Annotated in this window: 20 protein-coding genes; 17 read left to right on the forward strand and 3 right to left on the reverse strand. The window is 59.6% G+C overall.

Going from position 1 to position 22,528, the window contains the following annotated elements:
- Positions 1–14 precede the first annotated feature (14 nt).
- Together HBR93_RS25050 and infA are read left to right on the forward strand one after the other, a co-directional pair.
- Entirely contained in the window at positions 15–722 is a 708-nt protein-coding gene (locus HBR93_RS25050) for an arginyltransferase (RefSeq protein WP_057441413.1), read from the forward strand.
- Between the two features lie 100 nt (positions 723–822).
- A complete protein-coding gene (gene infA, locus HBR93_RS25055; protein ID WP_002553999.1) occupies positions 823–1,041 on the forward strand; it encodes a translation initiation factor IF-1 in 219 nt (72 codons plus the stop codon).
- A gap of 211 nt (positions 1,042–1,252) precedes the next feature.
- Here infA and clpA read toward each other — a convergent pair whose 3' ends face one another.
- Both clpA and clpS read right to left on the reverse strand, forming a co-directional pair.
- Positions 1,253–3,523, reverse strand: coding sequence for an ATP-dependent Clp protease ATP-binding subunit ClpA (gene clpA / locus HBR93_RS25060; protein WP_057445275.1), 2,271 nt, complete (start codon positions 3,521–3,523; stop codon positions 1,253–1,255).
- Between the two features lie 29 nt (positions 3,524–3,552).
- Positions 3,553–3,921: an ATP-dependent Clp protease adapter ClpS gene (gene clpS / locus HBR93_RS25065; protein WP_169961318.1), complete on the reverse strand. Its 369-nt coding sequence runs from the start codon at positions 3,919–3,921 to the stop codon at positions 3,553–3,555.
- A 223-nt stretch (positions 3,922–4,144) separates the two neighbouring features.
- Between clpS and cspD the strand changes: the two genes are divergently transcribed.
- Positions 4,145–4,435, forward strand: coding sequence for a cold shock domain-containing protein CspD (gene cspD, locus HBR93_RS25070; RefSeq protein ID WP_169961319.1), 291 nt, complete (start codon positions 4,145–4,147; stop codon positions 4,433–4,435).
- 79 nt (positions 4,436–4,514) lie between these two features.
- Here the strand turns inward: cspD and icd are convergent, their stop codons facing one another.
- Positions 4,515–5,771, reverse strand: a complete 1,257-nt coding sequence (gene icd / locus HBR93_RS25075) for an NADP-dependent isocitrate dehydrogenase (protein WP_057441442.1) — start codon at positions 5,769–5,771, stop codon at positions 4,515–4,517.
- A 495-nt stretch (positions 5,772–6,266) separates the two neighbouring features.
- On the opposite strand from icd, the gene HBR93_RS25080 reads away from it, so the two are divergent.
- The 14 genes from HBR93_RS25080 (at position 6,267) to nuoF (ending at position 22,400) form a co-directional block, all read left to right on the forward strand.
- Positions 6,267–8,492, forward strand: coding sequence for an NADP-dependent isocitrate dehydrogenase (locus tag HBR93_RS25080; RefSeq protein ID WP_115128477.1), 2,226 nt, complete (start codon positions 6,267–6,269; stop codon positions 8,490–8,492).
- Between the two features lie 212 nt (positions 8,493–8,704).
- The gene (locus HBR93_RS25085; RefSeq protein ID WP_169961320.1) at positions 8,705–9,151 is read left to right on the forward strand and encodes an NUDIX hydrolase; all 447 of its coding nucleotides are present in this window, start codon (positions 8,705–8,707) and stop codon (positions 9,149–9,151) included.
- Positions 9,152–9,210: 59 nt separating this feature from the next.
- Positions 9,211–10,335 carry a tRNA 2-thiouridine(34) synthase MnmA gene (mnmA, locus tag HBR93_RS25090; RefSeq protein ID WP_057441406.1) on the forward strand — a complete coding sequence of 375 codons (1,125 nt, stop codon included), beginning with the start codon at positions 9,211–9,213 and terminating at the stop codon, positions 10,333–10,335.
- Positions 10,332–10,955, forward strand: coding sequence for a high frequency lysogenization protein HflD (hflD, locus tag HBR93_RS25095; RefSeq protein WP_005789104.1), 624 nt, complete (start codon positions 10,332–10,334; stop codon positions 10,953–10,955). The genes mnmA and hflD overlap by 4 nt, the downstream gene beginning before the upstream one ends.
- A 125-nt stretch (positions 10,956–11,080) precedes the next feature.
- On the forward strand, positions 11,081–12,451 hold the full coding sequence (gene purB, locus HBR93_RS25100) for an adenylosuccinate lyase (protein WP_038441746.1): 1,371 nt from the start codon (positions 11,081–11,083) through the stop codon (positions 12,449–12,451).
- A gap of 84 nt (positions 12,452–12,535) precedes the next feature.
- Positions 12,536–13,705, forward strand: a complete 1,170-nt coding sequence (locus HBR93_RS25105; RefSeq protein ID WP_057441404.1) for a cupin domain-containing protein — start codon at positions 12,536–12,538, stop codon at positions 13,703–13,705.
- Positions 13,698–14,120, forward strand: coding sequence for a GNAT family N-acetyltransferase (locus tag HBR93_RS25110; RefSeq protein WP_029293368.1), 423 nt, complete (start codon positions 13,698–13,700; stop codon positions 14,118–14,120). The genes HBR93_RS25105 and HBR93_RS25110 overlap by 8 nt, the downstream gene beginning before the upstream one ends.
- A gap of 240 nt (positions 14,121–14,360) precedes the next feature.
- On the forward strand, positions 14,361–15,086 hold the full coding sequence (locus HBR93_RS25115; RefSeq protein WP_169961321.1) for a secretin N-terminal domain-containing protein: 726 nt from the start codon (positions 14,361–14,363) through the stop codon (positions 15,084–15,086).
- A gap of 509 nt (positions 15,087–15,595) precedes the next feature.
- Positions 15,596–16,921 (forward strand): isocitrate lyase, encoded by a 1,326-nt coding sequence (gene aceA / locus HBR93_RS25120; RefSeq protein WP_003219577.1) that lies wholly within the window; start codon positions 15,596–15,598, stop codon positions 16,919–16,921.
- A gap of 671 nt (positions 16,922–17,592) precedes the next feature.
- Positions 17,593–18,006: an NADH-quinone oxidoreductase subunit A gene (locus HBR93_RS25125; protein WP_003219575.1), complete on the forward strand. Its 414-nt coding sequence runs from the start codon at positions 17,593–17,595 to the stop codon at positions 18,004–18,006.
- Positions 18,007–18,016: 10 nt separating this feature from the next.
- Entirely contained in the window at positions 18,017–18,691 is a 675-nt protein-coding gene (locus HBR93_RS25130; protein ID WP_012724951.1) for an NADH-quinone oxidoreductase subunit B, read from the forward strand.
- Positions 18,692–18,763: 72 nt separating this feature from the next.
- Positions 18,764–20,548 carry an NADH-quinone oxidoreductase subunit C/D gene (gene nuoC, locus HBR93_RS25135; RefSeq protein ID WP_033896875.1) on the forward strand — a complete coding sequence of 595 codons (1,785 nt, stop codon included), beginning with the start codon at positions 18,764–18,766 and terminating at the stop codon, positions 20,546–20,548.
- A 2-nt stretch (positions 20,549–20,550) separates the two neighbouring features.
- Positions 20,551–21,048, forward strand: coding sequence for an NADH-quinone oxidoreductase subunit NuoE (gene nuoE, locus HBR93_RS25140; RefSeq protein WP_057441399.1), 498 nt, complete (start codon positions 20,551–20,553; stop codon positions 21,046–21,048).
- The gene (gene nuoF, locus HBR93_RS25145) at positions 21,045–22,400 is read left to right on the forward strand and encodes an NADH-quinone oxidoreductase subunit NuoF (RefSeq protein ID WP_057441397.1); all 1,356 of its coding nucleotides are present in this window, start codon (positions 21,045–21,047) and stop codon (positions 22,398–22,400) included. The genes nuoE and nuoF overlap by 4 nt, the downstream gene beginning before the upstream one ends.
- Positions 22,401–22,528 lie beyond the last annotated feature (128 nt).

The raw sequence follows: 22,528 nt of genomic DNA on the forward strand, positions 1-22,528 counted from the left end.
TCCGAGGGTTGATCATGACCGAGTTGGCGCGCTTGAAGTTTTATGCCACTCAACCCCACTCTTGCAGCTACCTGCCCGAAGAACAGGCCACTACGCTGTTCCTCGACCCCAGCCAGCCGATGGACGTGCATGTGTATGCCGACCTGTCAGAGATGGGCTTTCGGCGCAGTGGCGACCACCTGTACCGGCCGCACTGCCAGAACTGCAACGCCTGTGTGCCGGCGCGTATCCCCGTGGCGCAATTTTTAGCCGACCGCAATCAAAAACGCATCCTCAAGCGCAATGCCGACCTGATCGTGACCCCCGCCAAGCCCGGCTTCAGCGAAGAGTACTTCGACCTGTACCAGCGCTATATCGAACAACGCCACGCCGACGGCGACATGTTCCCACCGAGTCGTGACCAGTTTTCCACGTTCCTGGTGCGCGACCTGCCGTTCTCGCGTTTTTACGAATTCCGCCTTGAGGGAAGGCTGCTGGCGGTCGCGGTCACCGACCTGCTGCCCAATGGCTTATCGGCGGTCTACACCTTTTACGAACCCGCCGAAGAGCGCCGCAGCCTCGGGCGCTTTGCGATTTTGTGGCAAATCAGTGAAGCCTCCCGGCAAAACCTGGACGCGGTGTACCTCGGATACTGGATAAAAAACTGCAAAAAGATGAATTACAAGACCCAATATCGGCCCATTGAGCTGCTAATTAATCAAAGATGGGTCACGCTTAACTAGAACCCCTTGGCTTAAACACCCTTTTTCGGGCACAATGCACGCCGCTTTTGCCTGGCGCAGTTGCACCGGGCCATTCACTGGATACCGAGGGCTTTACTGCATGTCGAAAGAAGACAGCTTCGAAATGGAAGGCACTGTCGTCGACACCCTGCCCAACACCATGTTTCGTGTGGAGTTGGAAAATGGGCACGTCGTAACCGCGCATATCTCCGGCAAGATGCGCAAGAACTACATTCGTATTCTTACCGGTGACAAAGTGCGCGTCGAGCTGACGCCCTATGACTTGAGCAAAGGGCGCATCACTTACCGCGCTCGCTAAACAAGTCAATACAAGACGCCCGGTTATGCCGGGCGTTTTTGTGCGCGCTATAAAATTAATGCGGGAACGGGCTTGCTCGCGATAGCTGTGTGTCAGGCAATACATCTGGCACCGATACACCGCTATCGCGGGCAAGCCCGCTCCCACATTTTGATTGCAGCGCTTGAGAAATAGCAAAAAGGCGCCGAAGCGCCTTTTTGTTGTGTTGCGATCAGGCCATTTCAGCAGTGGTCTCGAAGTCGAAGGTCAGCTCGCCATCCTTCAAGTCGATATGCACCACGCCACCATGGTCGGAGAGCTCGCCGAACAGGATCTCTTCGGCCAATGGCCGCTTGATCTTGTCCTGGATCAGACGCGCCATTGGGCGGGCGCCCATTGCCGCGTCGTAGCCGCCCTCGGCGATCCAGCTGCGTGCCGCTTCCGTCACCTCCAGCTGCACGCGCTTGTCTTCCAACTGCGCCTGAAGCTCGGTAAGGAACTTGTCCACCACGCTCTTGATCACCTCATGGCTGAGGCGACCAAACTGGATAATGGTGTCCAGGCGGTTGCGGAATTCCGGCGTGAAGCTCTTCTTGATCACTTCCATGGCGTCGGAAGAGTGATCCTGATGAGTAAAGCCAATGGAAGCCCGCGCGGCCGTCTCGGCACCGGCGTTGGTGGTCATGATCACGATCACGTTGCGGAAGTCCGCCTTGCGCCCGTTGTTGTCGGTCAGGGTCCCGTGGTCCATGACCTGCAGCAGCAGGTTGAAGACTTCCGGGTGGGCCTTTTCGATTTCATCGAGCAGCAGTACGCAGTGCGGCTGCTTGGTAATCGCCTCGGTCAACAGGCCGCCCTGATCGAAGCCGACATAGCCCGGAGGCGCACCGATCAGGCGCGACACGGTGTGCCGCTCCATGTATTCGGACATGTCGAACCGCACCAGCTCAATGCCCATGGCCTTGGCCAACTGCCGCGCCGCTTCGGTCTTGCCGACGCCGGTAGGCCCGGCAAACAGGAACGAACCCACCGGTTTGTCCGGCGACTTGAGGCCAGCCCGGGACAGCTTGATCGCCGTCGACAGCGAGTCAATCGCCGCATCCTGGCCAAACACTGTCAACTTGAGGTCGCGCTCCAGGTTACGCAGCAGCTCTTTGTCGGAGCTGGTGACGTGTTTTGGCGGAATTCGCGCGATTTTCGCCACGATATCCTCGACCTGCGGCACTTCGATGCGCTTCACGCGCTTCTCTACCGGCTGCAGGCGCTGGTAGGCCCCGGCTTCGTCGATCACGTCGATGGCCTTGTCGGGCATATGCCGGTCATTGATGTAGCGCGAGGCCAGCTCGGCGGCCGCACGCAGCGCCTCATCACTGTACTCGATGCCGTGGTGCGCTTCGAAACGCCCTTTCAGGCCCCGCAGGATGCCAATAGTGTCTTCGACCGAAGGCTCGGACACGTCGACTTTCTGGAAGCGACGCGCCAGTGCACGGTCTTTTTCGAAGATCCCGCGAAACTCCTGGAACGTGGTCGAGCCGATGCAACGGATATCACCCGAAGACAGCAGCGGCTTGAGCAGGTTGGACGCATCCATCACCCCACCGGAAGCCGCACCGGCGCCAATAATGGTGTGGATTTCATCAATGAACAGGATCGCCTGCGGACGCTTTTTCAGCTCGCCAAGCAACGCCTTGAAACGCTTTTCAAAGTCGCCACGGTACTTGGTCCCGGCGAGCAGCGCGCCCAGGTCCAGGGAGTAGACAACGCTGTTGGCCAGCAGGTCAGGCACCTGATTATCAACAATGCGCTTGGCCAGGCCTTCGGCAATCGCGGTCTTGCCCACGCCCGCCTCGCCCACCAGCAAAGGGTTGTTCTTGCGACGACGCGCGAGGATCTGCGCCACACGCTCAACTTCCATCTCACGCCCCACCAGCGGATCAATCCGCCCCTGGCGCGCCAGTTCGTTGAGATTGCTGGCGTAGGCATCCAGCGGGTTGCTTGAAGAAGAAGACTCACCGCCCTCGTCGTCCTGCATATCCTGCTCACCCTCGGAATGATCGCCATGCCCTGGCACTTTCGAGATGCCGTGGGCGATGTAGTTGACGACATCAATGCGCGCCACGCTCTGCTGCTTGAGCAGGAACACGGCCTGGCTTTCCTGTTCGCTGAAGATGGCAACCAAGACATTGGCGCCCGTCACTTCGCGTTTGCCGGAGCTCTGCACATGGAAGACAGCACGCTGCAACACCCGCTGGAAGCCCAGGGTTGGCTGGGTCTCACGGTCCTCGTCATGCACGGGGATCAGTGGCGTGGTGGAGTCGATGAACTCCTGCAGGTCATGCTTGAGTTTGTCGAGGTTGGCGCCGCACGCACGCAGAACGGTGGCGGCAGCTTCGTTATCCAAAAGTGCCAGCAGCAGGTGTTCGACGGTCATGAATTCATGACGCTTCGAACGGGCCTCCTTGAAGGCAAGATTGAGGGTGACTTCGAGCTCGCGGTTTAACATAGCTTCACCTCATACCCAAGTGGTCGGAGTTAACCGTCCTTCTCGATTTCACAGAGTAGCGGATGCTGGCTTTCCCTGGCGTACTGGTTGACCTGCATGGCCTTGGTCTCGGCGATGTCGCGGGTAAACACTCCACATACTGCCCGTCCTTCTGTGTGAACGGCCAGCATTACCTTGGTCGCCAACTCGCGGTTCAGATTAAAAAACACCTCGAGTACTTCGACGACGAAATCCATCGGCGTGTAGTCATCATTGAACAAAACCACCTTGTACATCGGCGGCGCCTGTAAAGCAGGCCTGGCCTCTTGAACAGCGATGCCTGCAGAACCGTCATCGTCTTCTAGATGATCCGGGCGATCCTGATTGAATGTTAGTCGAATCTGGCTGAATGCATGCATGAAAGAAAGGTTCGTCTGTTGTGCATTTACAGTGATGGGGGCGACCTGTCAGAAATTCAACTCCGACCGACTGGTCACCTTGACTATCGGCAAAACGGTGTTACAACCAATAGAACCCACAGTGGGTAAAAAAGGTCCGCGCAGTCAACCTTATTTATTCGGGTTAGGACGGATAAACTGGATGATACTCCAGTGATGGAGTCTGGTGCAGAGGGATATGGGTATGTCTGGCGTCAAGATCAGTGGCAAGGTCAAATGGTTCAACAATGCCAAGGGCTACGGCTTCATTAACGAAGACGGCAAAGAGGATGATCTTTTTGCGCATTACTCGGCGATCACGATGGACGGATACAAGACCCTTAAAGCAGGTCAATTAGTGTCCTTTGAAATCGTCCAGGGACCCAAGGGCCTGCATGCTGTCGCCATCTGCGCAGCCGAGCCTGGAAAAACCAACGAAGACAGGCACGACAAGGCAGATAAATCCGCTCATTCGAAAAACAAACAAACGGCCTGATCCGCCACCGAGCAGATACCACGCATAAAAAAACGGCCATCCCGAGCAATCAGGATGGCCGTTTTTCATAGCCTTCGACTTACATATGCGAAATCAACGCATCGCCGAAGCCCGACGACGACACCAGCTTGGCGCCGTCCATCAGGCGCTCGAAGTCATAGGTCACGGTCTTGGCCGAAATCGCCCCGTTGGTGCCCTTGATGATCAAGTCGGCCGCCTCGGTCCAGCCCATATGGCGCAGCATCATTTCCGCCGACAGAATCAGCGAACCCGGGTTGACCTGGTCCTTGCCCGCGTATTTAGGCGCAGTACCGTGGGTGGCTTCAAACATCGCCACGGTGTCGGACAGGTTGGCGCCCGGTGCAATACCGATACCGCCCACTTCTGCCGCCAGGGCATCGGAGAGGTAGTCACCATTGAGGTTCAGGGTGGCGATCACGTCATATTCGGCCGGGCGCAGCAGGATCTGCTGGAGCATGGCGTCGGCAATCGCATCCTTGACCACCACATTGCGGCCGGTGCGCGGGTTCTTGAACTGCATCCACGGCCCGCCATCGAGCAGGGTCGCGCCGAACTCTTCGGCCGCCACTTCGTAGGCCCACTCCTTGAAGGCACCTTCGGTGAACTTCATGATGTTGCCTTTGTGCACGATGGTCAGCGACTCACGGTCGTTATCCACTACATATTGCAGGGCCTTGCGCGCCAGGCGCTTGGTGCCCTCTTTGGAAACCGGCTTGATGCCAATCCCGCAATCCTGGTCGAAACGGATCTTGGTGACACCCATTTCCTCTTTGAGGAACTTGATGACCTTGGTTGCTTCGGGCGAACCGGCCTTCCACTCGATACCGGCGTAAATATCTTCGGAGTTCTCACGGAAGATAGTCATGTCCACATCGCCGGGCTTCTTGACCGGGCTTGGCACACCTTCGAACCAACGCACCGGACGCAGGCAGACATACAGGTCCAGCTGCTGGCGCAGGGCAACGTTCAGCGAGCGGATACCGCCACCGACCGGCGTGGTCAGCGGGCCCTTGATGGAAACCACGTAGTCCTTGACCGCGTCCAGGGTTTCCTGGGGCAGCCAGGTGTCCTGGTCGTAAACTTGAGTCGCCTTCTCGCCGGCATACACCTCCATCCAGGAGATTTTGCGCTTGCCGCCGTAAGCCTTGTTAACAGCTGCATCGACCACCTTGATCATCACCGGGCTGATGTCGACGCCAATACCGTCACCTTCGATGAAGGGAATGATCGGGTTGTCAGGAACATTGAGAGAATGGTCTGCGTTGACGGTGATTTTGTCGCCGACTGCCGGAACCTGAATCTTCTTGTATCCCATGCTGAACTCCGTTTGTGGATTGAACATCTGGCTGTGCCCGAGCCTACTCCAGTTGAATGTGGACTGGAACCTTGCGCCCGGTACATTTGCTGCGAAAACGGTAGATTTAGTCGCCTACAACCTTGAAACAAAAGGGAAAAACGCCAAACTTGAGCACTGCGTGCGACTTTAGGCGCAATCCGGTCCATGCGACCTTTAGACCAATGGACGATCCACCTTTTGTATGAAGGCTCGGCGTAAGCATAGCGACCTATGTATAATGCCGCCGCTGACCAAAGAGTCACGACGGCCGACCGCTCTATATCGAGCACCTGCGCCTGAAAAAGCCGGGCTGCCACCGTAGCCCACCCGCTTGACGCTCGACTGATGCAACCCAACATCACCGCGAAGAAACATCGACATTCGGCTCATGGATGACTTTGAACGAACGCGCTTTACCCGGCGCATCTCGAGTTTCCGCGCACGCTTTTAGCAAAGAAGAGAGTTAATCCGAATATGCCCACCCGCTCGAAGATCATCTATACCTTCACCGACGAAGCCCCAGCCCTCGCCACCTATTCACTGCTGCCTATCGTAGAGGCCTTCACCGCTTCCGCTGATATTGAAGTGGAAACCCGCGATATCTCCCTCGCAGGGCGCATCCTCGCAAGCTTCCCCGAGCAACTGGGCACCAAGGCCGTTGCGGACCACCTCGCCGAACTGGGCGCCCTGGCCGTGACCCCCGAAGCCAATATCATCAAGCTGCCTAACATCAGTGCCTCGACCCCGCAGCTGCAAGCCGCGATCAAGGAACTGCAGGCCCAGGGCTACGCCCTGCCGGACTACCCGGAAACCGTAACCACCGACGCGGAAAAAGAAACCCGTGCACGTTACGACAAGGTCAAGGGCAGCGCCGTAAACCCGGTCCTGCGCGAAGGCAACTCCGACCGCCGCGCCCCACTGTCGGTCAAGAACTATGCGCGCAAGCACCCGCACAAAATGGGTGCCTGGGCTGCTGACTCCAAGTCCCACGTCGCTCACATGAGCAACGGCGACTTCTACGGCAGCGAAAAAGCCGTACAGATCGAAGCCGCCGATGCGGTCAAGATCGAACTGATCGGCAAGGATGGCAGCACCACCGTCCTGAAAGAAAAGACCACCGCACTGGCCGGCGAGATCCTCGACAGCGCCGTGCTGAGCAAGAACGCCCTGCGCAGCTTCATCGCCGCCGAAATCGAAGACGCCAAGAAACAAGGCGTACTGCTGTCGGTTCACCTGAAAGCCACCATGATGAAGGTCTCCGACCCGATCATGTTCGGCCAGATCGTTGCCGAGTTCTATAAAGACGCCCTGGCCAAGCACGCTACCGTGCTGGAACAGATCGGCTTCAACCTGAACAACGGCATCGGCGACCTGTACGCTCGCATCAAGGCCCTGCCGGCCGACCAGCAAGCGCAGATCGAAGCCGACATCCAGGCGGTCTACGCCGCTCGCCCTTCCCTGGCGATGGTCAACTCCGACAAAGGCATCACCAACCTGCACGTGCCGAGCGACGTGATCGTCGACGCCTCGATGCCAGCCATGATCCGTGACTCCGGCAAAATGTGGGGCACCGACGGCCAGCTGCACGACACCAAGGCCGTGATCCCGGATCGCTGCTACGCCACCATCTACCAGGCGGTCATCGAAGACTGCAAGGCTAATGGCGCCTTCGACCCAACCACCATGGGCAGCGTGCCAAACGTTGGCCTGATGGCGAAGAAAGCCGAAGAGTACGGTTCCCACGACAAGACTTTCCAGATCAAGGCTGACGGCGTAGTCCGCGTCACCGACAGCAAGGGCAAGCTGCTGATGGAACAGTCGGTTGAAGCCGGCGATATCTTCCGCATGTGCCAGACCAAAGACGCGCCGATCCAGGACTGGGTCAAACTGGCCGTCAACCGCGCCCGCGCCAGCAACACGCCAGCAATTTTCTGGCTGGACCCGCTGCGCGCCCACGACGGCGTCGTGGTCGAGAAAGTTCAGGCCTACCTGAAAGACCACAACACCGAAGGCCTGGACATCCGCATCATGTCGCCGGTCGACGCGATGAAGTTCACCCTGGAACGCACCCGCAAGGGCCTGGACACCATCTCGGTGACCGGCAACGTACTGCGCGACTACCTGACTGACCTGTTCCCGATCATGGAACTGGGCACCAGCGCCAAGATGCTGTCGATCGTGCCGCTGATGAACGGTGGCGGCCTGTTCGAAACCGGCGCTGGCGGTTCGGCTCCAAAACACGTGCAGCAACTGCTGGAAGAAAACTTCCTGCGTTGGGACTCCCTGGGCGAGTTCCTGGCCCTGGCAGCCTCCCTTGAGCATTTGGGTGTGAACTACAACAACCCGAAAGCCCTGGTACTGTCCAAGACCCTGGACCAGGCCACCGGCCAATTCCTCGATAACAACAAGTCGCCATCGCGCAAAGTCGGCAACATCGACAACCGCGGCAGCCACTTCTACCTGGCGCTGTACTGGGCACAAGCCCTGGCCGCCCAGACTGAAGATACCGCGCTGCAGGCGCAGTTCGCTCAACTGGCAAAAACCCTGGCCGAGAACGAGGCAACCATCGTTGCCGAACTCAACGCCGTGCAGGGCAAGCCAGTGGACATCGGCGGCTACTACGCGCCGAATCCTGAGCTGACCAGCAAGGCTATGCGTCCGAGCGCTACCCTCAATGCGGCGATTGCTGCATTGAAGTAATGCTGTAGGGCGACATCACAAACCCCGGCCATGTGCCGGGGTTTCTCTTTGTGGCCAACACCGTTTTAATGAAAAAACCGAGCAAATGTGGGAGCTGGCTTGCCTGCGATAGCAGTCTGCCAGTCGGTACAGATGTAGCCGAGCCACCGCCATCGCAGGCAAGCCAGCTCCCACACTGATTAGGCCCAACCCCCACCGAATTCGAGGCCACTATGACCTGGCAACCCCACATCACCGTCGCCACCATCGTCGAAGACAATGGCCGCTTCCTCATGGTCGAAGAGCTCAAGGGCGGCCGCGCCGTGCTCAACCAGCCTGCCGGCCATCTCGACCCGCACGAAACCCTGACCGAAGCCGCCGTGCGCGAAACCCTCGAGGAAACCGGCTGGGACGTCGCAGCCACCGGCATCGTCGGTATCTATCTGTACACCGCTCCCAGCAATGGCGTGACCTACCAGCGCGTGTGCTTTATCGCCAAGGCCTTGCAACACCACCCGGACTATCAACTGGACGACGGCATCGTGCGCGCCCGCTGGCTGACCCGTGATGAGTTGATGGCCTTGCGCGATGACTGGCGCAGCGAGCTGATCATGCGTTGTATTGACGATTATCTGGCCGGCCACTGCCACAGTCTCGAATTGATCCGTCCTTCTCTTTAGCCTTGCGGGCTCGGGCCTGCTAGAATCGCGTCCTTTTTAAAGACACCCGTTGAAATCCTATGCGTGATCCAGCCCCTTCTGACACACAAAAGAAGCGCGTCATCGTCGGTATGTCCGGCGGCGTGGATTCTTCCGTTTCCGCCGTTCTGCTCATGGAGCAGGGTTATGAGGTGGAAGGCCTGTTCATGAAGAACTGGGAAGAAGACGATGGAACGGAATACTGCACCGCCATGGACGACCTGGCGGACGCCCAGGCCGTGTGCGACAAGATTGGCATCAAGCTGCACACCGCCAACTTCGCCGCCGAGTACTGGGACAATGTGTTCGAGCACTTCCTGGCCGAATACAAGGCCGGTCGCACGCCGAACCCGGACATCCTGTGCAACCGCGAAATCAAGTTCAAGGCGTTCCTCGACTACGCCATGATCCTCGGCGCCGACCTGATCGCCACTGGCCACTATGTGCGCCGTCGCGATGTTGATGGCCGCACCGAATTGCTCAAGGGCCTGGACCCTAACAAGGACCAGAGCTACTTCCTGCACGCCGTCGGCGGTGAACAGATCGCCAAGACCCTGTTCCCGGTGGGCGAACTGGAAAAGCCCGAAGTGCGCAAGATTGCCGAGAAACACGGCCTGGCCACCGCCAAGAAGAAGGATTCCACCGGGATCTGCTTTATCGGCGAACGCCGCTTCAGCGACTTCCTCAAGCAGTACCTGCCGGCGCAACCGGGCGAGATCAAGACCACCGAAGGCGAAGTCATCGGCCGTCACCACGGCCTGATGTACCACACCATCGGCCAGCGCCAGGGCCTGGGTATTGGCGGCTTGAAGGACGCCGGTGAAGAGCCGTGGTACGTGCTGGTGAAGGATCTGCAACATAACGTGCTGATCGTCGGCCAGGGCAACGAGCATCCCCTGCTGTTCTCCGGCGCGCTGCTGGCCTCGGAGATCTATTGGGTCAACCCGATCGACCTGAGCGCTCCGCGCCGCCTGACCGCCAAGGTGCGCTATCGCCAGAGCGACCAGCCCTGCACCCTGGAAAAAACCGCCAATGGCTACCGTGCCACCTTCGATGACCCGCAACGTGCGGTCACGCCCGGCCAGTCCGTGGTGTTCTACGACGGTGAGATCTGCCTGGGAGGCGGCGTGATTGAAGTCGCCGAACCCTGGAGCACCCCGGCATGAGCCCGACCCAGGAGCAATTGACGGCATTGGGCGGCGTGTTTCTCGCCGCAGTGCTGGTGGATAAGATCGCCAAGACCGGCCAGGTCACCGAGGCCGGCCTGACCTGCATGCTCGGCAGCCTGCTGGTGGTCGACCCGAAGGACACCCTGGATGTGTACGGCGGCGACGACCTGAGCCTGCGTGAAGGTTATCGGGCGCTGATCGGCGCCCTCGAACGCGACCCCAGCACCCTGCAACGCGAGCCGCTGCGCTATGCTTTGTCGATGCTAGGCCTTGAGCGGCAACTGGCCAAGCGCGACGACCTGCTGGAAACCATCGGCAAGCGCCTGCCGCAGATCCAGTCCCAGGTCGAGCACTTCGGCCCGGCCCACGAGAACGTGATCGCCGCCTGTGGCGCTTTGTACCAGGACACCTTGAGCACCTTGCGCCAGCGGATCCAGGTCCACGGCGACATGCGCAACCTGCAACAGCCCAACAACGCCTCGAAAATCCGCGCCCTGCTGCTGGCCGGTATCCGTTCGGCGCGGTTGTGGCGGCAGTTGGGCGGTCATCGTTGGCAGTTGGTCATCAGCCGTCGCAAATTGCTCAAAGAGCTTTACCCGTTGATGCGCAACGAATAAGTCGCAGCCACGGGCTATTTTCAAGCCGTTACGCGTAATACGCCGGTCAGTTGGCAACGGACCGGCGGATTTTTTCATGTATGATACGCGCCCCATTTCGTTGCCCGACTGTCCGAGAACACCCCATGCAGCTCTCTTCGCTCACTGCGGTTTCCCCTGTTGACGGCCGCTACGCCGGCAAAACCCAGGCCCTGCGCCCTATTTTCAGCGAATACGGCCTGATCCGTGCTCGTGTACTGGTTGAAGTGCGCTGGCTCCAGCGCCTGGCCGCTCACCCCGCCATCAGCGAAGTGCCGGCGTTTTCTGCGCAAGCCAACGCGGTACTCAACACCCTGGCGGAAAACTTCTCCCTGGAGCACGCCGAGCGTGTGAAAGAGATCGAGCGCACCACCAACCACGACGTCAAAGCCATCGAGTACCTGCTCAAAGAACAAGCGGCCAAGCTGCCGGAACTGGCCCAGGTCAGCGAGTTCATCCACTTTGCCTGCACCAGCGAGGACATCAACAACCTGTCCCACGCCCTGATGCTGCGCGAAGGCCGTGATGACGTGATGCTGCCACTGATGCGCCAGACCGCCAACGCCATCCGCGAACTGGCCATCCGCTTCGCCGACGTGCCGATGCTGTCGCGCACCCACGGCCAGCCGGCCTCGCCGACCACCCTGGGTAAAGAACTGGCCAACGTGGTGTACCGCCTGGAGCGCCAGATCGCGCAAGTGGCTGCCGTGCCATTGCTGGGCAAGATCAACGGCGCCGTAGGCAACTACAACGCCCACCTGTCGGCCTACCCTGAGATCGACTGGGAAGCCAACGCCCGCGCCTTCATCGAAGACGAACTGGGCCTGGGCTTCAACCCGTACACCACGCAGATCGAACCCCACGACTACATCGCCGAGCTGTTCGACGCCATTGCGCGCTTCAACACCATCCTGATCGACTTCGATCGCGATATCTGGGGCTACATCTCCCTGGGCTACTTCAAGCAGCGCACCATCGCAGGCGAAATCGGCTCGTCGACCATGCCGCACAAGGTCAACCCGATCGACTTCGAAAACTCCGAAGGCAACCTGGGCATCGCCAACGCCTTGTTCCAGCACCTCGCCAGCAAGTTGCCGATTTCCCGCTGGCAGCGCGACCTGACCGACTCCACCGTATTGCGCAACCTCGGCGTGGGCTTTGCCCATAGCGTGATCGCGTACGAAGCCAGCCTCAAAGGCATCAGCAAGCTGGAGCTCAACGCGCAGAAAATCGCCGCTGACCTGGACGCCTGCTGGGAAGTCCTGGCCGAGCCGATCCAGACCGTGATGCGCCGCTACAACATCGAAAACCCGTACGAGAAGCTGAAAGAGTTGACACGCGGCAAGGGCATCAGCCCTGAAGCACTGCAAACTTTCATCGACGGCCTGGACATGCCAGCTGCGGCCAAGGCCGAGCTGAAACTGCTGACCCCGGCCAACTACATCGGCAACGCTGTAGACCAAGCCAAACGTATCTGATTGCGGCTTGACCCCTTAAGACGCCCGGCAGCGCCGGGCGTTTTTATTCCCGTCTGAAAAGTGCTTTTTTTCAATAGGTTACACATGAATCCTGATATTCCTCTTCAACTTCTGGGCGGCATCACGGCAAGGGAATTCCTGCGCGACTACTGGCAGAAAAAACCACTGCTGATCCGCCAGGCCATCCCTGATTTCGAAAGCCCGATCGACGCCGACGAACTGGCCGGCCTGGCGCTGGAAGAAGAAGTCGAGTCGCGCCTGGTGATCGAGCACGGTGAGCGCCCGTGGGAGTTGCGTCGCGGCCCATTTGCCGAAGATGCCTTCAGCACCTTGCCCGAGCGCGAGTGGACCCTGCTGGTGCAGGCGGTCGACCAGTTCGTACCGGAAGTGGCCGAGCTGCTGGAGCAGTTCCGCTTCCTGCCAAGCTGGCGCATCGACGACGTGATGATCAGCTTTGCCGCCCCTGGTGGCAGCGTAGGCCCGCACTTCGATAACTACGATGTGTTCCTGCTGCAGGCCCATGGCAAGCGCAACTGGAAGATCGGCCAGATGTGCAACTCGGAGAGCCCGCTGCTGCAACACGCCGACCTGCGCATCCTCGCCGAATTCGAAGAGAGCGCCGAATGGGTACTTGAGCCTGGCGACATGCTGTACCTGCCGCCGCGCCTGGCGCACTTCGGCATCGCCGAAGATGACTGCATGACCTACTCGGTCGGCTTCCGCGCACCGAGCGCCGCCGAAGTGCTGACCCACTTCACCGACTTCCTCAGCCAGTACCTGACGGATGAAGAGCGCTACACCGACGCCGACGTCCAGCCCGTCAGTGACCCGCACCAGATCCAGAGCGACGCCCTCGACCGCCTGAAAAGCCTGCTGGCCGAGCACATGAGCGACGAGCGCATGCTGCTGACCTGGTTCGGCCAATTCATGACCGAGCCGCGCTACCCGGAACTGGTCGCCGGCCCCGAAGAGCTGGCGCAGGATGAAGTGATCAGCAGCCTGGAAGACGGTGCAGTCCTGATCCGCAACCCGAGCGCGCGCCTGGCCTGGTCGGAAGTGGACGACGATGTATTGCTGTTCGCCAGCGGCCAGAGCCGTTACCTGCCGGGCAAACTGCGCGAACTGCTGAAGTTGATCTGCGCGGCCGACGCCCTGCACGTCGACAACCTGGGCCCGTGGCTGGTTGATGAAGATGGCCGCGACCTGCTGTGCGAACTGGTCAAGCAAGGAAGCCTGGGGTTTGCCGATGAATAAAATTCACGTAAGTGTCGCGGACTGGCAAAAGGATATCGCCGAGATTCGGCGCATTCGTGAAGCGGTATTTATCGCTGAACAATCGGTTCCACCTGAGCTGGAATGGGACGCAGACGACGCCGGGGCCATGCATTTCCTCGCGTTCGAAGGCGACTTCCCCATTGGCACGGCGCGCCTGCTGCCCAGCGGCGAGATCGGTCGCGTGTCAGTCCTCAAGGACTGGCGCGGGCTGAAGGTCGGCGACAAACTGATGGAAGCGGTGATTGGCGAGGCCGAGAAACGCGGCCAGACCCGGCAGTTCCTCAGTGCACAGGTGTATGCCGCGCCGTTCTATGAGCGGTTGGGGTTCAAGATCGTCAGCGGGGAATTCCTGGAAGTCGGGATTCCCCATGTTGATATGGAGCGCGAGGGCTGACTTTAGACCCAGTCGCTCCCTTCGCGAGCAAGCCCGCTCCCACACTTGATCGAGCTCGACCCCTGAAATGCGGTCAAAAGTGGGAGCGGGCTTGCTCGCGAAGGCGTCATTAGCAGCCCCCCAAAAAGGCCCTGCCATCCACCGATGCCAGGGCCTTTTGCCGTCTACGATTCAACTTGCGCCCCGCCGGGCCGATAAACTGGCACCATCAAGCCCAAATGACTTGCAGAGATAACGGACATGTCCCTACGCACCCTAGTCGCCAGCCTGCTCATGGCCGTCAGCTTTTCGGCAATGGCAGCCACCGAAGTCGTACCCTTGAACAACCGCACCAGCGCCGACCTGTTACCCGTGGCGCAGAATTTCATTGGCAAGGACGGCACTGTCAGCGCCTACGGCAATCAGTTGATCGTCAATGCCGAGCCCGACAGGATCCAGGCCCTGCGCGCCCTGCTCGCACAACTGGATACACCCTCCAAACGCTTGCTGATCACCGTCGACACCAACGAAAACAATCAGCAGGCCAACCGCCAGGTCATCACCTACAGCACCGAAAGCCGTGACGGCGGGATCCAGCAGATCCAGGCCAGCGAAGGCGTGCCCGCACTGATCCAGGTCGGCCAGAGCGTGCCACTGACCACCACCCAGCCCGACGCCTATGGCCGCCCACAAAACCAGACCCAGTACCGCAACGTCACCCAGGGCTTCTATGTCACCGCCAGCGTCACCGGCGAGACCGTGCACCTGAGCATCAGCACCAATCGTGACCGCATGAGCCAGGAGCGTCCCGATGTAGTGAACGTGCAAAGTACCGACACAACCGTCAGCGGGCGCCTGGGTGAGTGGATCACCCTAGCCGGCATCAATCGCCAGACCCAGGCCGACAAACAGGGCGCAACCCGCACCTACTCGACTCAGGGTCGGGATGACCTGACAGTGCGGGTCAAAGTCGACACCTTGAACTGAAGCACCAAAAACTGACTGATTAGTCGTATTAGACCAAAGATGTAGTGCCATAAAAAAAGCACTACAAAACATTTGACGATCCAAAAAAGCATGGGCATGATGGCCTCGCTCCCGCTAATCAGGGGCCCTGGCAAGGGCCTTCGGATCGTCGCTCCAAGTTACCCACCTGAGCCGATTCGTGTCTGTACCGCCCACAAGGCGTGTTTGACGAGGTTGCGACTGGAACGAAGTTGTCCCGAGGGACGGAAGCTAACCAGGTAACCCGGCAACACACTGTTGGATCGTACAAAGGCCCACGACGCCCGAAGACTGTTCTCGGTTCGCCTCTACCTGCTCACTTTCTCCCTTGAGCCTATCGTTCATCCCGTCGCCTTCCCCGCCAAGCCCAACTTGACCGCCTAAGCTTCTGGTCAGCGAGCAGCCATAACCACGTACTGAATGCGTGGCTGGCAAAACGGAATTTTCAACCCAGTAGTTTTTCCACAAAAGACGCGACGAGGTTTTTCCCCATGGCACTGACACGCGAACAGCAAATTGCAGCCCTTGAAAAAGACTGGGCTGAAAACCCACGCTGGAAAGGCGTGACTCGCGCTTACTCCGCTGCTGACGTCGTCCGCCTGCGCGGCTCGGTTCAACCCGAGCACACCTTTGCAAAACTGGGCGCCGAGAAGCTGTGGAAGCTGGTTACCCAGGGCGCCAAGCCGTCCTTCCGCCCCGAGAAAGATTTCGTCAACTGCATGGGCGCCCTGACCGGCGGCCAGGCTGTGCAACAAGTCAAGGCCGGTATCCAGGCGATCTACCTGTCCGGCTGGCAAGTGGCTGCGGACAACAACTCCGCCGAGTCCATGTACCCTGACCAATCGCTGTACCCGGTGGACTCCGTGCCAACCGTGGTCAAGCGCATCAACAACTCGTTCCGCCGCGCCGACCAGATCCAGTGGAAAGCCGGTAAAGGTCCGGGCGACGAAGGCTACATCGACTACTTCGCGCCAATCGTGGCTGACGCCGAAGCCGGTTTCGGTGGTGTACTGAACGCCTACGAGCTGATGAAAAGCATGATCGAAGCAGGCGCCGCCGGCGTGCACTTCGAAGACCAACTGGCTTCCGTGAAAAAATGCGGCCACATGGGCGGCAAGGTACTGGTTCCGACCCAGGAAGCCGTACAGAAGCTGACCGCTGCCCGTCTGGCAGCGGACGTTGCCGGCACGCCGACCATCATCCTGGCCCGTACCGACGCCAACGCTGCTGACCTGCTGACTTCGGACTGCGACCCGTACGACCAGCCGTTCGTGACTGGCGAGCGCACCCAGGAAGGTTTCTACAAGGTACGCGCTGGCCTGGATCAAGCAATTGCCCGCGGCCTGGCCTACGCACCGTACGCCGACCTGATCTGGTGCGAAACCGCCAAGCCAGACCTGGACGAAGCCCGTCGCTTCGCCGAGGCGATCAAGAAGGAATACCCGGACCAACTGCTGTCCTACAACTGCTCGCCTTCTTTCAACTGGAAGAAGAACCTGGACGACGCGACCATCGCCAAGTTCCAGCGCGAACTGTCCGCCATGGGCTACAAGCACCAGTTCATCACCCTGGCCGGCATTCACAACATGTGGCACAGCATGTTCAACCTGGCGCACGACTACGCCCGCAACGACATGACTGCCTACGTGAAGCTGCAAGAGCAGGAATTCGCTGACGCCGCCAAAGGCTACACCTTCGTGGCGCACCAGCAGGAAGTGGGCACCGGCTACTTCGACGACATGACCACCGTGATCCAGGGCGGCACCTCGTCCGTGACCGCGCTGACCGGCTCGACCGAAGAAGAACAGTTTCACTAAGTGACCTGAGTACACGGCCATTGCGGGCCCGATAGAAAGCTAACCGCAGTGCCGCACGATCTGACGCCCCGACTGGTTCGGGGCGTTTTTTTGCCTGGGCGAAAGGTTACTGCCCCCCCTCCCGAAACCCAATGTGGGAGCTGGCCTGCCTGCGGTAGCGGCGTTTCAGCCACCCATTTGCCTAATGCCCCACCGCCATCGCGGCGATGCGGCGATCCGAAAAGCCCGACTCCCACAGAAACCGAGTCAAAACGACTTTTTGAGCAAAACCTTGATCCAGAGCGGTATTGGCTTAGGAAAAATCAGTTAAAAGTTGCGCGCTGGCAACTTGCGCCATACGGGCAAGTAACAACAACTTTCCCCGCGACGCACTCAACACCCGCTTAAAACTCTCGCAAACAATATTCATTATCATTTAGAGCAATAAAACTTCGTTACACCCTAAACAAAACACAATTGATTAAAATCAAGCTAATGCCCGCAGCGTCTGGGCTACAGCCCCACAAAGGTGCACTATGTCCTTATTTCAGCGAATAATTTAGCCACAGGAATTTTACTTGCTAGGTGTTTAGCCATAAAATCACCGCGATTGATTGCGCTGCGACATATCGTCACTGCGTCGTTACTTTTTCGAGCTCAGAGACCTTTGCTCTCTGTTAAGGATTTCCAGCATGACCGAAGCGACAGGACTCATGGCCCACAACTGGGGCTTTGCCATTTTCCTCCTCGGTGTTGTCGGCCTCTGCGCCTTCATGCTCGGTGTTTCCAGCCTCCTCGGGTCAAAAGCCTGGGGCCGCAGCAAAAACGAACCGTTCGAGTCCGGCATGCTACCTACAGGTGGCGCCCGCTTGCGGCTCTCAGCCAAATTCTATCTGGTCGCGATGCTGTTCGTGATCTTCGATATCGAAGCCCTCTTTCTCTTTGCCTGGTCTGTGTCCGTCCGCGAAAGCGGCTGGACCGGATTCGTCGAAGCTCTCGTTTTCATAGCAATTCTGTTGGCAGGTCTTGTCTACCTGTTCCGAGTGGGCGCCCTTGACTGGGCTCCGGAAGCTCGTCGCAAGCGGCAAGCGAAGCTGAAACAATGAGGCTTTGGCGATGCAATACAATCTCACCAGGATCGACCCGGATGCTCCTAACGATCAGTACCCCATCGGCGAGCGGGAAACCGTCTCCGATCCGTTAGAAGACCAAGTCCACAAAAACATCTACATGGGCAAGCTGGAAGACGTGCTGAGTGGCGCGGTCAACTGGGGGCGTAAGAACTCCCTGTGGCCGTACAACTTCGGCCTTTCGTGCTGCTACGTGGAAATGACCACCGCCTTCACGGCGCCCCACGACATCGCGCGCTTTGGCGCCGAGGTTATCCGGGCATCGCCGCGTCAGGCGGATTTCATGGTTATCGCCGGTACCTGCTTTATCAAGATGGCGCCGATCATCCAGCGTCTCTACGAGCAAATGCTCGAGCCGAAGTGGGTTATCTCCATGGGTTCGTGCGCCAACTCCGGTGGCATGTACGACATCTACTCCGTGGTTCAGGGGGTCGACAAGTTCCTGCCCGTGGACGTCTACGTGCCTGGCTGCCCGCCCCGCCCTGAAGCTTTCCTGCAAGGCTTGATGCTGCTGCAGGAGTCGATTGGCAAGGAGCGTCGCCCACTGTCCTGGGTTGTCGGCGATCAAGGCGTGTACCGCGCCGAGATGCCGTCACAAAAGGAACAGCGCCGCGAACAGCGAATCGCAGTCACCAACCTGCGCAGCCCCGACGAAGTCTGATCCAGAACCGCTTCTTTTATAGAACGAAAACCTGGCTTCATTCTTTACGTTGACCGAAAGCGATAAAAAACCATGACTACAGGCAGTGCTCTGTACATCCCGCCTTATAAGGCAGACGACCAGGATGTGGTCGTCGAACTCAATAACCGTTTTGGCCCTGACGCCTTCACTGCCCAGGCCACACGCACCGGTATGCCGGTGCTGTGGGTGGCGCGTGCCAAGCTCGTCGAAGTCCTGACCTTCCTGCGCAACCTGCCCAAGCCGTACGTCATGCTCTATGACCTGCATGGCGTGGACGAGCGTCTGCGCACCAAGCGCCAGGGGCTGCCGAGCGGCGCTGATTTCACCGTGTTCTATCACCTGATGTCGCTGGAACGTAACAGCGACGTGATGATCAAGGTCGCCCTGTCGGAAAGCGACCTGAGCATCCCGACCGTGACCGGTATTTGGCCGAACGCCAGCTGGTACGAACGCGAAGTCTGGGACATGTTCGGCATCGACTTCCCGGGCCACCCGCACTTGACGCGCATCATGATGCCGCCAACCTGGGAAGGTCACCCGCTGCGCAAGGACTTCCCTGCCCGCGCCACCGAATTCGATCCGTTCAGCCTCAACCTGGCCAAGCAGCAGCTTGAAGAAGAAGCGGCGCGCTTCCGTCCGGAAGACTGGGGCATGAAACGCTCCGGCACCAACGAGGACTATATGTTCCTCAACCTGGGCCCGAACCACCCTTCGGCCCACGGTGCCTTCCGCATCATCCTGCAACTGGACGGCGAAGAAATCGTCGACTGCGTACCGGACATCGGCTACCACCACCGTGGTGCCGAGAAAATGGCCGAACGCCAGTCCTGGCACAGCTTCATCCCGTACACCGACCGTATCGACTACCTCGGCGGCGTGATGAACAACCTGCCGTACGTGCTCTCGGTCGAGAAGCTGGCCGGCATCAAGGTTCCGGACCGCGTCGACACCATCCGCATCATGATGGCCGAGTTCTTCCGGATCACCAGCCACCTGCTGTTCCTGGGTACCTATATCCAGGACGTCGGCGCCATGACCCCGGTGTTCTTCACCTTCACCGACCGTCAGCGTGCGTACAAGGTCATCGAAGCCATCACCGGCTTCCGCCTGCACCCGGCCTGGTACCGCATCGGCGGTGTGGCCCACGACCTGCCGAACGGCTGGGAGCGCCTGGTCAAGGAATTCATCGACTGGATGCCCAAGCGTCTGGACGAGTACCAAAAGGCTGCGCTGGATAACAGCATCCTCAAGGGCCGGACCATCGGCGTCGCCCAGTACAACACCAAGGAGGCCCTGGAGTGGGGTGTCACCGGTGCTGGCCTGCGTTCGACCGGTTGCGATTTCGACCTGCGCAAGGCGCGCCCGTACTCCGGCTACGAGAACTTCGAGTTCGAAGTCCCGCTGGCGGCCAACGGCGATGCCTACGACCGTTGCATCGTGCGCGTCGAAGAAATGCGCCAGAGCCTGAAAATCATCGAGCAGTGCATGCGCAACATGCCGGCCGGCCCGTACAAGGCGGATCACCCGCTGACCACGCCGCCGCCTAAAGAGCGCACCCTGCAGCACATCGAAACCCTGATCACGCACTTCCTGCAAGTCTCGTGGGGCCCGGTCATGCCGGCCAACGAGTCCTTCCAGATGATTGAAGCGACCAAGGGTATCAACAGTTATTACCTGACGAGCGATGGCGGCACCATGAGCTACCGCACCCGGATTCGTACCCCAAGCTTTGCCCACTTGCAGCAGATCCCTTCGGTGATCAAAGGCGAGATGGTCGCGGACTTGATTGCGTACCTGGGTAGTATCGATTTCGTTATGGCCGACGTGGACCGCTAAGCATGAACAGCACGCTTATCCAGACAGACCGTTTCACCTTGAGTGAAACCGAGCGCTCGGCCATCGAGCACGAGCTGCATCACTACGAAGACCCGCGCGCGGCGTCTATCGAAGCCTTGAAGATCGTCCAGAAGGAACGTGGCTGGGTGCCCGATGGTGCCCTCTACGCCATCGGCGAGATCCTCGGCATCCCGGCCAGCGATGTGGAAGGCGTGGCGACGTTCTACAGCCAGATCTTCCGCCAGCCGGTCGGCCGCCACATCATTCGCGTGTGCGACAGCATGGTCTGCTACATCGGTGGCCACGAGTCGGTGGTCGACGCGATCCAGAGCAAGCTGGGCATCGGCCTGGGCCAAACCACTGCAGACGGTCGCTTCACGCTGCTGCCGGTGTGCTGCCTGGGCAACTGTGACAAGGCGCCGGCGTTGATGATCGACGACGACACATTCGGCGACGTCCAGGCTGCTGGCGTCACCCAATTGCTCGAGGGCTACCCATGACCCTGACTTCCTTTGGTCCCGCCAACCTGATCAAGCGTTCGGCCGAGACTCACCCGCTGACCTGGCGCCTGCGTGACGACGGCGAGGCGGTATGGCTTGACGAGTACCAGGCCAAGAACGGTTACGCCGCAGCGCGCAAAGCCTTTGCCGACATGGCCCAGGACGATATCGTCCAGACCGTGAAGGACGCAGGCCTTAAAGGTCGCGGTGGTGCAGGCTTCCCCACGGGTGTGAAGTGGGGCCTGATGCCTAAAGACGAATCCATCAACATCCGTTACCTGCTGTGCAACGCGGATGAGATGGAGCCCAACACCTGGAAAGACCGCATGCTGATGGAGCAACTGCCCCATCTGCTGATCGAAGGCATGCTGATCAGTGCCCGTGCGCTGAAAACCTACCGGGGCTACATCTTCCTGCGTGGCGAATACACCACCGCCGCCAAGCACCTGAACCGTGCCGTGGCCGAAGCCAAGGCCGCAGGCCTGTTGGGCAAGAACATCCTCGGTTCGGGTTTTGACTTCGAACTGTTCGTGCATACCGGCGCCGGGCGTTATATCTGCGGTGAAGAAACCGCCCTGATCAACTCCCTCGAAGGCCGCCGCGCCAACCCACGCTCCAAGCCGCCCTTCCCTGCCGCCGTTGGCGTGTGGGGCAAGCCTACGTGCGTGAACAACGTCGAGACCCTGTGCAACGTGCCGGCGATCATCGCCGACGGCGTGGACTGGTACAAATCCCTGGCCCGCGAAGGCAGCGAAGACATGGGCACCAAGCTCATGGGCTTCTCCGGCAAGGTCAAGAACCCTGGCCTGTGGGAACTGCCATTCGGCGTGACCGCCCGTGAGCTGTTCGAGGACTACGCCGGCGGCATGCGCGACGGCTACACCCTCAAGGCCTGGCAGCCAGGCGGCGCCGGCACCGGTTTCCTGTTGCCCGAGCACCTCGACGCACAGATGTATGCCGGCGGCATCGGCAAGGTGGGCACCCGGATGGGTACCGGCCTGGCGATGGCGGTGGACAACACCGTGAACATGGTCTCGCTGCTGCGCAACATGGAGCAGTTCTTCGCTCGCGAATCCTGTGGCTTCTGCACCCCGTGCCGCGATGGCTTGCCATGGAGCGTCAAGCTCCTGATGGCGATCGAGAAAGGCGAAGGCCAGCCGGGGGATATCGAGACCCTGCTGGGCCTCGTGGGTTTCCTCGGCCCGGGCAAGACCTTCTGTGCTCACGCACCGGGCGCCGTGGAGCCACTGGGCAGCGCAATCAAGTACTTCCGCTCGGAGTTCGAAGCCGGCATCGCGCCCAAAAGCGCCGCCGTCCCGCCTCTGGCAAAGCCGATCGTAGTCGGCGCGTAACGCTTCAATAGGCGAAGGGTCCGTGCCCTTCGCCTTGTCATGTGCTGACGCCTTGAAGGCTGTGTTGATGCACATGAATAACAAGATTCCATTAGCCACGCCCGCTGACAACGGGCCAACGAAGAACT

The organism is Pseudomonas sp. WS 5411, assembly GCF_012985595.1.
Lineage (GTDB): Bacteria > Pseudomonadota > Gammaproteobacteria > Pseudomonadales > Pseudomonadaceae > Aquipseudomonas > Aquipseudomonas shahriarae.

Bases quoted from the DNA above. Each gene is read 5' to 3' on its own strand.
- HBR93_RS25050 (WP_057441413.1), top strand. From the start codon at position 15: ATGACCGAGTTGGCGCGCTTGAAGTTTTATGCCACTCAACCCCACTCT.
- HBR93_RS25125 (WP_003219575.1), top strand. From the start codon at position 17,593: ATGACCGAAGCGACAGGACTCATGGCCCACAACTGGGGCTTTGCCATT.
- cspD (WP_169961319.1), top strand. From the start codon at position 4,145: ATGTCTGGCGTCAAGATCAGTGGCAAGGTCAAATGGTTCAACAATGCC.
- clpA (WP_057445275.1), bottom strand. From the start codon at position 3,523: ATGTTAAACCGCGAGCTCGAAGTCACCCTCAATCTTGCCTTCAAGGAG.
- clpS (WP_169961318.1), bottom strand. From the start codon at position 3,921: ATGCATGCATTCAGCCAGATTCGACTAACATTCAATCAGGATCGCCCG.
- nuoF (WP_057441397.1), top strand. From the start codon at position 21,045: ATGACCCTGACTTCCTTTGGTCCCGCCAACCTGATCAAGCGTTCGGCC.
- HBR93_RS25115 (WP_169961321.1), top strand. From the start codon at position 14,361: ATGTCCCTACGCACCCTAGTCGCCAGCCTGCTCATGGCCGTCAGCTTT.
- HBR93_RS25110 (WP_029293368.1), top strand. From the start codon at position 13,698: ATGAATAAAATTCACGTAAGTGTCGCGGACTGGCAAAAGGATATCGCC.
- HBR93_RS25130 (WP_012724951.1), top strand. From the start codon at position 18,017: ATGCAATACAATCTCACCAGGATCGACCCGGATGCTCCTAACGATCAG.
- icd (WP_057441442.1), bottom strand. From the start codon at position 5,771: ATGGGATACAAGAAGATTCAGGTTCCGGCAGTCGGCGACAAAATCACC.
- nuoE (WP_057441399.1), top strand. From the start codon at position 20,551: ATGAACAGCACGCTTATCCAGACAGACCGTTTCACCTTGAGTGAAACC.
- HBR93_RS25080 (WP_115128477.1), top strand. From the start codon at position 6,267: ATGCCCACCCGCTCGAAGATCATCTATACCTTCACCGACGAAGCCCCA.
- HBR93_RS25105 (WP_057441404.1), top strand. From the start codon at position 12,536: ATGAATCCTGATATTCCTCTTCAACTTCTGGGCGGCATCACGGCAAGG.
- HBR93_RS25085 (WP_169961320.1), top strand. From the start codon at position 8,705: ATGACCTGGCAACCCCACATCACCGTCGCCACCATCGTCGAAGACAAT.
- hflD (WP_005789104.1), top strand. From the start codon at position 10,332: ATGAGCCCGACCCAGGAGCAATTGACGGCATTGGGCGGCGTGTTTCTC.
- nuoC (WP_033896875.1), top strand. From the start codon at position 18,764: ATGACTACAGGCAGTGCTCTGTACATCCCGCCTTATAAGGCAGACGAC.
- mnmA (WP_057441406.1), top strand. From the start codon at position 9,211: ATGCGTGATCCAGCCCCTTCTGACACACAAAAGAAGCGCGTCATCGTC.
- purB (WP_038441746.1), top strand. From the start codon at position 11,081: ATGCAGCTCTCTTCGCTCACTGCGGTTTCCCCTGTTGACGGCCGCTAC.
- infA (WP_002553999.1), top strand. From the start codon at position 823: ATGTCGAAAGAAGACAGCTTCGAAATGGAAGGCACTGTCGTCGACACC.
- aceA (WP_003219577.1), top strand. From the start codon at position 15,596: ATGGCACTGACACGCGAACAGCAAATTGCAGCCCTTGAAAAAGACTGG.